The sequence below is a fragment of the Agrobacterium sp. V1 genome (assembly GCF_030518355.1).
GTDB classification, from domain to species: domain Bacteria; phylum Pseudomonadota; class Alphaproteobacteria; order Rhizobiales; family Rhizobiaceae; genus Agrobacterium; species Agrobacterium cucumeris.
On record NZ_JAULSF010000004.1, the window covers coordinates 157,874 to 170,114 of the forward strand.

The window sequence follows — 12,241 nt, forward strand, 5'->3', positions numbered from 1 at the left end:
TGCGCGAACGTATCCGGCGAACCATTGAAGGTGCTCCTTTGGCGCTCAGCGTGTCCGCCCAACCTTCGAAGGATGAAATGTCAAAGATCACCTACCGGACCAGTCGCCCGTCGAGGCGGTGTCGCAGGATGCCATGGCTGCGACATGTCCAAGGCCTTCTTAGCCATACTTAACTATATTGGTTCCAGCAGTTTTAAGTTTCGTTCACGTAGTGTGAGCAAAACACAGGCGGATACGAACGAATGCTAACCCATCTGCAGTCAAAATGGTTTTGGAGATTTAACCTGCCCATCGTGGTGTCGATGGCCATATGTGGCCTTCTCCTCTTGTCACTCTACTGGGCGTCGGTCGCAAGCGATGCAATCGCGGTGGCAAGACAACGCGATGTCGTTGCCCTCACGGTTTCGAAACTAAAGTCATCAATCGCTCATGATCAGGAAAGTGCCACTGTTTGGGATGATGCGGTCAGGAATTCCATGGTCCGAAACCGCGACTGGATGGACACCAATCTCGGCGTATGGATGAATACCTATTTCGGGCACGATGCAGCAATCGTACTGACAGCGGATCTCAATCCAATCTATCAATTTGTTGTCGATCCCAATGATGCCCGGATCAGCGGTGGTCTATCGGCCGCCTATCTGCCATTGGCAAAGAGGTTGAAGGAGCGGCTTGTTGCAGGCGATGAGGAGGGAACGAGCAGCAAGGTCCTGTCCATTGGCGAAGCGGACATCGTTTACGTTGGCTCACGTCCGGCAATCATCAGCGTTAAACCGATCGTTTCCGACACGGGAGATATCGAGCAGCAGCCGGGACAACAAAATCTGCATGTCGCCGTTCGCTTTCTGGATGGAGATCTCGCGGCAACCGTGGGCCAGGAGTACCAGTTTCGCAATCTGCGCTTCACGCTTCATCATCCGACGGACCCTCGTTTTTCATATCTGACGTTGCAGTCGAGATCCGGATATGTGGTAGGCTATTTCGAGTGGCAACCATTCAAACCCGGACACAAAGTTTTCGCGGCCACCATTCCCGCAATTGCGGTGGCATTTCTTGCTATATTCAGTGCAGCAAGCTTCGGGGGAAATGCATTCTGGAGACGATCGAACCGTCTTCAGGCAAGCCGTGAGCAGTTGCAATACCAGGCGACACATGACGGTCTCACGGGTCTTGCCAATCGTTCCGAATTCCACGCGCGAGTTGCGGTGGCCACGCAAAATGCGAGGGAAGGCGAGGTGCATGCCGTGCTGTTCACCGATCTCGACAGGTTCAAGGAGGTGAACGATTCACTCGGCCATCCCGCAGGGGATAAATTGATCTCCCTTGTTGCTGCGAGACTGACAGGCCTTTTGCCCGACGCGCTCGTTGCGCGGATCGGCGGCGATGAATTCACCGTCTTTGTCAAGCTGAACGAGTTCCCCGAGGCAGAGCAGGTCGCAAAGACCATCGTGGAAGAACTTCGAACGCCTTTCGAAATCGATGGCACACATATCGCCATCGGCGCAAGCGTAGGTCTCGCCCTGAAGCAAGGCGTCTTCGACGCAAACGAAGCTATCCGGCAGGCTGACATTGCGCTGTATCATGCCAAAGCTGCCGGCAGAAATACATACGCGATATTCGGCGACCATATGGATGAGCTGCTTCGCAAGAGGAGGGCTTTGGAGGCTGACCTGCGAAAAGCGGTCAATGACGGCGCGCAGATAGAAACATTCTATCAGCCTGTTTTTTCCGCAGGGGAGGGTGTGCTCTGTTCTTTCGAAGCACTGGCACGTTGGAACCATCCAGAGTTCGGGTACATAAGTCCTGAGCAATTCATTCCGCTGGCGGAGGAGTGCGGCCTGATCCACGAAATCGGTGGCGTTATATTGGAAGATGCCTGTGCGATGATGGCTGAATTTCCCAATGTCGACATCGCGCTCAACGCTTCCGTACTGGAGCTATGTTCGCCTGCCTATCCGCTGACCGTAATAGCGGCGCTCGAAAAATGGCAAATACCGGCTCACCGACTGGAAATCGAGATAACGGAAAGCGTTGTGTGACCGGCGTCGAACTCGATCCGGTGACAGTGCGTATCGTAAAGCTCCTGCAGCCGAAAGCTCGGATTATTGAAGGGGATTTCGCGCGCACTGACCTCTCGCCGATCTACGATCTCGCCATCGGCAATCCACCCTTTTCCGATCGCACCGTCCGCTCCGACCGGCAATACCGCTCGCTTGGTCTGCGTCTGCACGACTATTTCATTGCCCGGTCGATTGATCTGCTTAAGCCCGGCGCCTTCGCCGCCTTCGTCACCAGTTCCGGCACGCTCGACAAGGCGGACAGCACCGCCCGCGAGCATATCGCCAAATCCGCCGACCTGATTGCCGCAATCCGCCTGCCCGAAGGCAGCTTCCGCCGTGATGCCGGCACGGATGTCGTGGTCGACCTCCTGTTCTTCCGCAAGCGCAAGGCTGGTGAGTCCGAGGGCGATCTGTCGTGGCTCGATCTGGAGGAAGTACGTCCGGCGACGGACGACGAAGGCGCCATCCGCGTCAATCGCTGGTTCGCAAAGCATCCCGGCTTCGTGCTCGGCGACCACGCGCTGACGTCAGGCCCCTTCGGCGAGACCTATACGTGCCGCGCCCGTGCCGGCGTCGAGCTCGAAACGGCACTGAAGGCCGTCATCTCCCTTCTTCCGGAAGACCGTTACGACGGCGAGCCGACCGAGATCGACATCGACCTGGAGGACGAGCTCGGCGACATCGTCGACCTTCGCCCCGGAAACGAGAAGGTTCGTGAAGGCAGCTTCTTCATCGATAACCGCCAGGGTCTGATGCAGATGGTCGACGGTTCGCCGGTCCAGATCAAGGTCCGCAAGGGCCGGAGCGGCGATGGCTTGTCCGAGAAGCACATCCGCATCATCAGCAAGCTGATCCCGGTCCGGGACGCGGTACGCGAGGTGCTGAGGTGCCAAGAACAGGATCGCCCCTGGAGGGACAACCAGGTGCGCCTGCGCATCGCCTGGTCGTCGTTCGTCCGCGACTTTGGACCGATTAACCACACCACGGTTTCGATCTCGGAGGACGAGGAAACCGGCGAGGTCCGGGAAAGCCACCGCCGACCGAACCTTCAGCCCTTCCTCGACGATCCCGATTGCTGGCTGGTCGCTTCCATCGAGGACTACGACCTCGAAACGGATACGGCCAGACCGGGGCCGATCTTTTCCGAACGGGTGATCTCGCCGCCCGCCGCGCCGGTCATCACCAGCGCCGCCGATGCACTGGCCGTCGTGCTCAACGAGTGCGGCCGCGTCGACGTCGACCACATCGCCGAGCTGCTGCATCGTGACTCGGAGGCGGTGATCGCCGAACTGGGTGAGGCCATCTTCCGCGATCCGACCGACGGTTCGTGGCAAACGTCCGACGCCTATCTCTCCGGCCCGGTTCGCACCAAGCTTGCCGCCGCGGAAGCTGCGGCCGAGCTCGAGCCTACCCTCCAGCGCAATGTCGCGGCACTTCGGGAGGTTCAGCCCGCCGATCTGCGTCCGTCCGATATCACGGCACGCTTGGGTGCCCCGTGGATTCCGGCGTCCGACGTCGTGGCCTTCGTCAAGGAAACCATGGGCGCGGAAATTCGCATCCACCACATGCCGGAACTGGGATCATGGACGGTCGAGGCTCGGCAACTTGGTTATAGCGCCGCCGGCACATCGGAATGGGGCACCAGCCGCCGCCATGCCGGCGAACTGCTCGCCGATGCGCTGAATTCCCGGGTGCCGCAGATCTTCGACACCATCAAGGACGCCGATGGCGAGCGGCGGGTGCTGAATGTCGTCGACACCGAAGCGGCGCGCGACAAGCTGCAGAAGCTCAAGGAAGCGTTCCAGACCTGGGTGTGGAGCGACCCCGATCGCACCGACCGGCTGGCCCGGGTCTATAACGATCGCTTCAACAACATCGCGCCGCGCAAATTCGATGGCTCCCATCTGAACCTTCCCGGCGCCTCGGGCGCCTTCGTTCTTTATGGGCATCAGAAACGCGGCATCTGGAGGATCATCTCCTCCGGCTCCACCTATCTCGCCCATGCCGTCGGCGCTGGGAAGACCATGACGATGGCGGCGGCGATCATGGAGCAACGCCGTCTCGGCCTGATCGCCAAAGCGATGCTGGTCGTGCCCGGCCATTGCCTGGCGCAAGCCGCCCGCGAGTTTCTGGCGCTCTATCCCTCGGCGAACATTCTCGTCGCTGATGAGACCAACTTTACCAAGGACAAGCGCCAGCGTTTTCTGTCGCGGGCGGCGACGGCGGTCTGGGATGCGATCATCATCACCCACTCCGCCTTCAGGTTCATCGGTGTGCCCTCGACCTTCGAACAACAGATGATCCACGACGAGCTGCAGCTCTACGAGGACCTGCTGACCAGGGTCGATGATGAGGATCGGGTCTCGCGCAAGCGGCTTGAGCGCCTGAAGGAAGGTTTGCAGGAGCGGCTGGAGGCGCTTTCTACCCGCAAGGACGATCTGCTGACCATCTCCGAAATCGGCATTGACCAGATCGTTGTCGACGAGGCGCAGGAGTTCAGAAAACTCAGCTTCGCCACCAACATGTCGACCTTGAAGGGCATAGACCCGAACGGTTCGCAGAAGGCCTGGGACCTCTATGTGAAGAGCTGCTATATCGAGACGAAGAATCCGGGCCGCGCCCTGGTGCTCGCCCCCGGCACCCCGATCACCAACACGCTCGGCGAAATGTTCTCGATCCAGCGGCTCCTCGGCTACGAGGCCTTGCGCGAGCGCGGATTGCATGAGTTCGACGCCTGGGCCTCGAACTTCGGTGACGAGAAGACCGAGCTCGAACTTCAGCCCTCCGGCAAATACAAGCCTGTGTCGCGCTTTGCCTCGTTCGTCAATGTGCCGGAGCTGATCGCCATGTTCCGGGCCTTCGCCGATGTGGTGATGCCGGAGGATCTTAAAGCGCATGTCAAGGTGCCGGAGATCGCCACCGGCAAGCGGCAGATCCTGACCGCCGCCCCGACGCCTGCCTTCAAGGCCTACCAGCAAATCCTCGAAACCCGCATCAAGGCGATCGAGGAGCGCGATCGTCCACCCGAACCTAGCGATGACATCCTGCTTTCGGTCATCACCGACGGCCGTCACGCGGCGATCGATCTGCGTCTGGTCATGCCGGCAATGGACGACGAGCCGGAGAACAAGCTCAATCTGCTCGTCCGCAACGCCCACCGCATCTGGAAGCAGACCTCGGAAAACACCTACCTCCGCCCGGACGGCAAGCCTTACGAACTTCCCGGCGCGGCGCAGATGATCTTCTCCGATCTCGGCACCATCAATGTCGAGAAGACGAGGGGGTTCTCGGCCTATCGCTGGATCCGCGACGAACTGGTCCGCATGGGCGTGCCGCCGTCGGAAATCGCCTTCATGCAGGATTACAAGAAGACCGAGGCAAAGCAGCGCCTGTTCGGTGACGTGCGCGCCGGCAGAGTCCGCCTCCTGATCGGGTCATCGGAAACCATGGGCACGGGCGTCAATGCCCAGCTCAGGCTGAAGGCACTGCACCATCTAGATGTCCCATGGCTGCCGTCCCAGATTGAGCAACGGGAGGGCCGCCTCGTCCGCCAGGGCAACCAGCACGATGAGGTCGATATTTTCGCCTACGCTACGCAGGGAAGCCTCGACGCGACGATGTGGCAGAACAACGAACGAAAGGCGAGGTTTATTGCCGCCGCACTGTCCGGGGACACTTCCATCCGCCGGCTGGAAGATCTGAACGAAGGTCAGGCCAACCAGTTCGCCATGGCGAAAGCGATTGCCAGTGGCGATGAGCGGCTGATGCAGAAGGCAGGTCTTGAAGCCGATATCGCGCGACTGGAACGGCTGCGCGCCGCCCATGACGACGATCTCTTCGCCGTTCGCCGGCAATTGCATGACGCCGAGCGCGAGATCGCGACCGCCACGCGGCGCATCGACGAAATCGGCCAGGACATAGAACGGGTAGTGCTGACGTCGGGCGAAAGCTTCACCATGACCGTGACGGGCAAGCCATTTACCGAGCGCAAGGATGCAGGCCGAGCGCTGATGAAGGAAATCCTCACCCTCGTCCAGCTTCAACAACAGGGCGAGGTCCATATCGCCACCATCGGCGGCTTCGATCTCGTCTATGCCGGCGAAACCTTCGGCCGTGGCGATAACCATCACTACCAGACGCTGCTTCAGCGCACCGGCGCGGACTACGAGATCGAGTTGCCGGTCACCGTCACGCCGCTAGGAGCCATCTCCCGGCTCGAACATGCGCTCGACGGGTTCGAGGAGGAGCGGGAGCGCTATCGCCAGCGGCTGGAGGAATACCGGCGCAGGTTGGCGTCCTACCAGTCGCGGCAGAGTGGAGAGTTCGCCTTCGCCGACGAGCTGGCCGACAAGCGCCAGAAGCTGCGCGAGGTCGAGGAGGCGCTCACGGCGTCGACGCGAGAAGATGTGGAGGCGGAAGAAATCGCCGCCTGACGATAACAGGCCGGTCGCATGATCATATGCGACCGGCTTCTCGTGGCAAGGCAGATAGCGTCCTGCGGGACTATCGCGACAGTCGGTGTTCGTCGTCGATCAGGATCAGGCGGCCGGGAGCCGCACTGCCCCATGTCCAGAGGACGAGATTGAGATCGTCATCCGTGGCGCCGGGGGCGAAGCTCTTCACAAGCAGCCCGCAATAGCCAGCGGCCGCGAGCTGGCGCGCGAAGGTTTGCGTTCTCGCTTCCCCCGAAACCTTCATCTGATCACGCCAGGTCGGATCGGCGAGGGCCACCGCATCCATGCCTTGCGCCCGAAGGGCCGCGTCATCCCGGCAGTCGAACACACGTTCGATATCGGCATCGTAGGAGACCAGCGTCGTCGGTTGCAGATTGCCGACTTGGTTGGCCTCCTTCAGTGCGGTCATGATCGTCAGCGATGTGTAAAGGGCCGGCACGCCTTTCGGGTTGAACCGGCCGCCATAGAGTTCTGCACCGCGTCCCGACAAGGGCTCACGGGCGTAGATCGGGTTGAGCGCCCGATAGAGCTTTCCTTGATAGTGCATCCGCGGAGCTATGCGTGAACGCCGGCGTCGACCGCGTCAATATAGTCGAGCACCTCTTCGGCGCGACCATTGCGGACCAGCTGCATCGCAGTCTGGCCGGAGAAGCCGGACAGCGGCTCTGAGCGATACCAGGCATAAGCCATGAGTGCCGAGCCGAAGCGCGGTTCGACCTTGTTGACGATCTCGATCATCTCGCGCAGCCGACGCTGCGTTCTGTCGGAGCGAACACGATCCTTGCGCTGGATCGCGTCTTTTCCGAGACCGGCGGTGCGGGCGATCTCTTCGCTGGTCGTGCGAAACGCATCGGCAATCTTGCGCGGTGCGAACAGTCCATCGTCTGCATATTCGGCGAGGCCCATGATCCACCTCCATTCAAAATACCATTAATATAGACGCTATATAGCGTCAATTTTGGCGGCCTTCAATGCTTTGCGGGAAAAGAAGAAATGAGGGAAAAAAGAAGTCCCTTTCGCAGACCGGGCTTCCCGGCGCCGCTTCGCTCAACAGCCCCCTGCGCAACCCTGCCTGTCGTTCTCGCAAGGCTTTGCCCCGCTCGCCCTGACGGGCAGGGCCGCTCGGGCGCGGTTGCGCCGATCTTCCCGCCCTGCGGTCCGGGAGATATCTTCGGAAAGAACTGAAGGCAGGAAGGACCGGTGAGGTGCCGGTTCCGATATCCCGGAAGGAACAGATCCCATGCAGATCCTCAAACTCGATCCCCGTGCGCTGAAGGACAATCCCGACGATACCCGCCGCTCCAAGTCGTCCCCGCAAGCCGATGCGCTGCTTCTCGCCACCGTGAAGGCCGTCGGCATCATCCAGCCGCCTGTCGTCTCGCCGCAGACCGATGGTGGAAACGGCTATGTCATCCAGGCCGGTCACCGCCGCGTCAGGCAGGCGATTGCCGCCGGGCTGGAAGAAATCGAGGTGATTGTCCGTGATGCCGCCAATGACAATGGCGCCATGCGCTCGATGGTGGAGAACATCGCGAGAGAGCCTCTTAACGGGGTGGACCAATGGCGCGGCATCGAGCGGCTCGTGGCCCTCGGCTGGACCGAGGAGGGGATCGCTGTCGCGCTTGCCCTGCCGGTGCGCCAGATCCGGAAGCTGCGCCTGCTGGCCAATGTTCTTCCGGCCATGCTCGATCAGATGGCGCTCGGCGACATGCCGAACGAGCAGCAGTTGCGCACGATCGCGTCCGCCTCGCTCGATGAGCAGAAGCAGGTCTGGAAGGCCAACAAGCCGAAGAAGAACGAACGCGCGGATTGGTACAACATCTCGCGGGGGCTCGCGAAGATCCGGATGTTTGCGCGGGATGCGAGCTTCGGTGACGATCTCGCCGCCGCCTACGGTATCGAGTGGGTCGAGGATCTGTTCGCGCCCGCCGATCAGGATAATCGCTATACCACGAATGTCGAAGCCTTCCTCGGCGCACAGCAGGAGTGGATGACGTCCAACCTGCCGAAGAAGGGCACGATTGTCGAAACCAACGGCTATGGCCAGCCGGAGCTGCCGAAGAAGGCCGAGCGCATCTATGGCAAGCCGTCGAAGTCCGATCACGTCGCCATGTATCTCGACCGTGACGGCAAGGTGCAGTCGGTCGCCTTCCGCATGCCGGAAGAGAAGAAGAAGGGCAAAGCCGGTGCGGTCACCGCGGGCGGTGAGGGTGCTGTGCATGATGGCTCTGTCATCGATGCGCCGAAGCAGCGCCCCGACGTGACCCAGAAGGGCCATGACATGATCGGCGATTTCCGCACCGATGCGCTTCACGAGGCGTTCGGCCGCGCGCCGATCGAGGACGACATGCTGATGGCATTGCTCGTTCTTGCCTTCGCCAGCCTGAACGTCCGGGTCGATTCCGGTGCGAACGACAATGTGTTCGGGCCGAAGCGGTTCAAGCGCCATGTGGCACGCCTGTTCTCCGAGGACGGCAAGCTTGCCTTCGATATGGAGACCATTCGGGTCGCCGCCCGCTCGATTCTGATCGAGGTTCTGTCGTGCAGGCGCGGTATGTCGAACAGCGGTGTTGTTTCCCGCATCGCCGGTGACGCCATCGGCGCCGATAGTTTCCTGCCGAACATGGGCAGTGAAGACTTCCTGTTGTGCCTGTCGCGGCAGGCGCTGGAGGCGGCTGCGAAGGAGGCGAACGTGCTTCCCCGCCAGAAAGTCCGGGAAACCCGCTCCGCTCTGATCGAGCACTTTAAGGACGGCCACTTCGTGCATGCCTCCGCGCTGTTTGCGCCGGATGTAGGCGAGATCGCCGATCTGATGAAGCACGCCGACTATCTGGACAGCGAGGAAGGAGCTGCCAGTGCGGATGATGACAGCATCGATGGCGAAGCGATCGAAGACGGCGCTCCGGATGAAGTGCCGGCCGACGAGGCCGATGGCCTTGATTCGTTCGAGCGCGACGTGCCTTTCGAAGAGAATGACGCGAGCGAAGCCGCTCCTGACGACGAGCAGGACGCCTACGGGATCGCGGCGGAATAACCGCGTGCTTCATTTCCCTTCCGAATGATCTGCCGCCGCCGGTGAGTCCCGGCGGCGGCAGTGCTGTTTAGAACCCCCAAAATCAAGGGAGAATTCCCATGTCTGCACATGCAGCATTTTCCGCCCCCGTTGGCTCGCTCATTTCCTGGTCCGATGGCACACCGCGTCCGCCGGAACGGCACAGCAAGAAGCTGGCCATCTGGAAGACCCGCAATAGTCAGGGCCGGTTGATCCGCAAGGAGGACTCTCGAACGCTGGGCAGCTATACCGCGCCGGCGTCCTTCACCCTGCATGAGGGTGACATCGGCAGCCGCGGCACGATCGTTGTCACCATCCTGCGCACTTTCGGTCTCGACAGTACGCTGACCTTCACAGTGGTCGATCGCCCGGCGATCGGCTCGGTCCGCGTGTTCGATCGCCCCGGTCCTTCGCATGAACTGGTCCATCTCGCCGAAAACCCCGAAGCGGCCGAGGCATGGCTGAAGATCCACCGGCATCCCCTGGCCGTTCTCGAAGAAGTGACCGCGGACGAGGTCGCGGCCGATCATGTCGAGGGGAGGGCTGCGGCATGAGCACGCCTGGTTCCCCGGACAAGACCATTGCGTCTACCCGCGAATATTCAGGGGTGGAGTTCGGCGTCAGCGCCGACGGCTTTCCGGTCGCCCGGATCGGTGACATCACGCTTGCCATGCTGCCCTTGCCGGAGGGCGGAGGCTTTCTGGCTAGCGCGTGGCGTGCGAACCGCCCGCTTTGCGACCTGACCCGCGCTGACTTCTACAGCCACCAGGGCCGGCTGACCAACGAGGCTGCCTTCCGTTCCTGCGTGCTGGAAACGGCGGAGCATAAACGCGAATTGGCTCAACTCAATCGCATACAGACACGGATGTCATGCAGCACCCCGTGGGGTGCTTCGCAGATTGCCACCATCTATGCCGATGGGATCGTCTCGCACATGACGGCCAGCCATGGCGGGTTCATGCTCTCCCAGGATCGAAACGCACAGGTCCACCCGACGTTGCGGTCAACGGATGGCGTCTATGAGGAGGATTCCGCCTGGGCAGCCGTTGCCATCACCTTTCCCGACCTGTTCACAGGCTATGAGCGGCGCTGCGCGGAAACGACGCTGAAGGACTGGGAACCCGCCGCGTGGGAGGCGATTTCGAGGCAGGTACTGGCGCCGGGGGAGTCCTATATGAAGGATCGCGAGGCCTTCGAACTGGCGCATGCCGATGATTGGGTGGTGATCTCCGCGCTGCGATCGGATCATCATCCCGGCATGACGGAGGTGATTACCACGCGTGGAGGCAAGCGCGACCATCATGTCGAGGAGCGCCGTTTTCTGGTGCCGTCCACCGAATATGAGGTCGGTCGCTTTGGCTTTGTCATCAATGAAACGCTCCATGCGGCCTATGACGGCCCGTCCAGCTTTGTCTCCTGGTCGGAGAGGAGCGCGGCGTGACCCCGATCAGTCCCCATGTCCTTCTTGCCCGTATGGAGGCGGCGCGTCGCGAGACGCGCCATCATCTCGATCTGGTGCTGCGACAGATTGCAGCTCGTGCCGAGCGCGTCACAGTCACCCAGAAGGCGAAGTCCACCGGTCGTACGCACAAACGGGCCGGGTCACACTGGGCGCCGTCCGATGAACGGCTATTCCAGTCTCATCTTCAGGGATTGGAATTCCAGCGCCGGGGCGAGATCGAAGCACTATCGCGCAAGCTCGTGCGTCAGGAGGCAGCGATCGCCGCTTTCCTGGCGAGGTTAGAATTGCATGGCGATATCAACGAAAGGGATGCGGCATGAAGCGTCACGAACCATCGCCGCCCCTGACGGAACAGGAAGTGCAAGCTCTCCAGGATTATGCCGCCCGGCATGGCCGATCGTGGAAGCGCATCCTGAACTATGCCTGGATGGGCGAGGCGCCCCGCGATGACGGTCAGGTCCTGCGCAAGCTGCGCAACACCCATGGCCCGACCTGGCTCGATCGCTACCGTCTGCCGAAGCGGCCGCTCGATTCAGGGCGGTATCCCGTTGAGGATCCGTGATTGCCGAACTGGCGAACTGCCTATCGCTTGCGCACGAACTCGGTGCGCAGGACGAGACCCTTGATGGCGTCATGACGGCAGTCGATTTCTTCCGGATTGTCGGTGAGCCTGATCGAGCGGATCACCGTGCCCTGCTTCAGGGTCTGGCCAGCACCCTTGACCTTCAGGTCCTTGATCAACACGACGCTGTCGCCATCGACCAGGATATTGCCGGAGGCATCGCGGACCTCGGCGGCCTTGGCCTTTTCCGCAGCGATCTCCGAGGCAGGGCGCCATTCGCCGGTGGCTTCGTCATAGATGTAATCGTCGTCGGCATGCTCGGTCATCTGCTGTTTCCTTTCCCGAATGAAGTTCGTTCTTTGCGAGGTCAGACGCGCCTCTATCGCGGAAAGGCCCCGTGGGCAAATCCGGCGGCCGCTCGGGCTCATCGGGTTGCACAGCGAACCTATCTGGCGGCGTGGCAGATGACTGGCGCATGCGGACAGAATGGCAGCAACGCATCGGATCGGGGCTGGCGTGCGACTTGCATGATTTTCCTTCCGCTTTAGCGTCCTGGACAGCCCCTTACCCGTCCCGTCCTTCGGTTTCGTGGCGGCCTGAATCGGCGCCCGTTCGATTCAAGGCCGCTTTCGCGCCGCGGGGCGGCCGGTC

General features: G+C 61.3%; 10 protein-coding genes. 7 read left to right on the forward strand and 3 right to left on the reverse strand.

Translation table 11 applies throughout. The annotated features are described in order from the left end of the window. Positions 1-242 precede the first annotated feature (242 nt). Both QSV77_RS25775 and QSV77_RS25780 read left to right on the forward strand, forming a co-directional pair. Positions 243-2,039 (forward strand): diguanylate cyclase, encoded by a 1,797-nt coding sequence (locus QSV77_RS25775; RefSeq protein WP_302735574.1) that lies wholly within the window; start codon positions 243-245, stop codon positions 2,037-2,039. Then, a complete protein-coding gene (locus tag QSV77_RS25780) occupies positions 2,036-6,493 on the forward strand; it encodes a DEAD/DEAH box helicase family protein (RefSeq protein WP_302735575.1) in 4,458 nt (1,485 codons plus the stop codon). The genes QSV77_RS25775 and QSV77_RS25780 overlap by 4 nt, the downstream gene beginning before the upstream one ends. A 70-nt stretch (positions 6,494-6,563) precedes the next feature. Here QSV77_RS25780 and QSV77_RS25785 read toward each other — a convergent pair whose 3' ends face one another. Together QSV77_RS25785 and QSV77_RS25790 are read right to left on the reverse strand one after the other, a co-directional pair. Continuing rightward, the gene (locus QSV77_RS25785) at positions 6,564-7,061 is read right to left on the reverse strand and encodes an RES family NAD+ phosphorylase (RefSeq protein WP_080821130.1); all 498 of its coding nucleotides are present in this window, start codon (positions 7,059-7,061) and stop codon (positions 6,564-6,566) included. An 8-nt stretch (positions 7,062-7,069) separates the two neighbouring features. Beyond that, the gene (locus QSV77_RS25790) at positions 7,070-7,420 is read right to left on the reverse strand and encodes an antitoxin Xre/MbcA/ParS toxin-binding domain-containing protein (RefSeq protein WP_142845898.1); all 351 of its coding nucleotides are present in this window, start codon (positions 7,418-7,420) and stop codon (positions 7,070-7,072) included. A 334-nt stretch (positions 7,421-7,754) separates the two neighbouring features. Between QSV77_RS25790 and QSV77_RS25795 the strand changes: the two genes are divergently transcribed. The 5 genes from QSV77_RS25795 (at position 7,755) to QSV77_RS25815 (ending at position 11,590) form a co-directional block, all read left to right on the forward strand. Beyond that, positions 7,755-9,548 carry a ParB/RepB/Spo0J family partition protein gene (locus QSV77_RS25795; RefSeq protein ID WP_142845899.1) on the forward strand — a complete coding sequence of 598 codons (1,794 nt, stop codon included), beginning with the start codon at positions 7,755-7,757 and terminating at the stop codon, positions 9,546-9,548. Between the two features lie 98 nt (positions 9,549-9,646). After that, positions 9,647-10,120, forward strand: coding sequence for a hypothetical protein (locus tag QSV77_RS25800; RefSeq protein WP_142845900.1), 474 nt, complete (start codon positions 9,647-9,649; stop codon positions 10,118-10,120). Continuing rightward, on the forward strand, positions 10,117-11,007 hold the full coding sequence (locus QSV77_RS25805; protein ID WP_142845901.1) for a hypothetical protein: 891 nt from the start codon (positions 10,117-10,119) through the stop codon (positions 11,005-11,007). The genes QSV77_RS25800 and QSV77_RS25805 overlap by 4 nt, the downstream gene beginning before the upstream one ends. Next, positions 11,004-11,348: a hypothetical protein gene (locus QSV77_RS25810; protein WP_205125166.1), complete on the forward strand. Its 345-nt coding sequence runs from the start codon at positions 11,004-11,006 to the stop codon at positions 11,346-11,348. The genes QSV77_RS25805 and QSV77_RS25810 overlap by 4 nt, the downstream gene beginning before the upstream one ends. Further along, entirely contained in the window at positions 11,345-11,590 is a 246-nt protein-coding gene (locus QSV77_RS25815; RefSeq protein ID WP_080821135.1) for a hypothetical protein, read from the forward strand. The genes QSV77_RS25810 and QSV77_RS25815 overlap by 4 nt, the downstream gene beginning before the upstream one ends. Before the next feature lie 20 nt (positions 11,591-11,610). Here QSV77_RS25815 and QSV77_RS25820 read toward each other — a convergent pair whose 3' ends face one another. Next, a complete protein-coding gene (locus tag QSV77_RS25820) occupies positions 11,611-11,916 on the reverse strand; it encodes an alkylphosphonate utilization protein (protein ID WP_142845902.1) in 306 nt (101 codons plus the stop codon). Positions 11,917-12,241 lie beyond the last annotated feature (325 nt).

Excerpts from the sequence above, each read along its gene's own strand:
- QSV77_RS25775 (WP_302735574.1), top strand. The coding sequence starts at position 243 with ATGCTAACCCATCTGCAGTCAAAATGGTTTTGGAGATTTAACCTGCCC.
- QSV77_RS25785 (WP_080821130.1), bottom strand. The coding sequence starts at position 7,061 with ATGCACTATCAAGGAAAGCTCTATCGGGCGCTCAACCCGATCTACGCC.
- QSV77_RS25790 (WP_142845898.1), bottom strand. The coding sequence starts at position 7,420 with ATGGGCCTCGCCGAATATGCAGACGATGGACTGTTCGCACCGCGCAAG.
- QSV77_RS25795 (WP_142845899.1), top strand. The coding sequence starts at position 7,755 with ATGCAGATCCTCAAACTCGATCCCCGTGCGCTGAAGGACAATCCCGAC.
- QSV77_RS25800 (WP_142845900.1), top strand. The coding sequence starts at position 9,647 with ATGTCTGCACATGCAGCATTTTCCGCCCCCGTTGGCTCGCTCATTTCC.
- QSV77_RS25805 (WP_142845901.1), top strand. The coding sequence starts at position 10,117 with ATGAGCACGCCTGGTTCCCCGGACAAGACCATTGCGTCTACCCGCGAA.
- QSV77_RS25815 (WP_080821135.1), top strand. The coding sequence starts at position 11,345 with ATGAAGCGTCACGAACCATCGCCGCCCCTGACGGAACAGGAAGTGCAA.
- QSV77_RS25820 (WP_142845902.1), bottom strand. The coding sequence starts at position 11,916 with ATGACCGAGCATGCCGACGACGATTACATCTATGACGAAGCCACCGGC.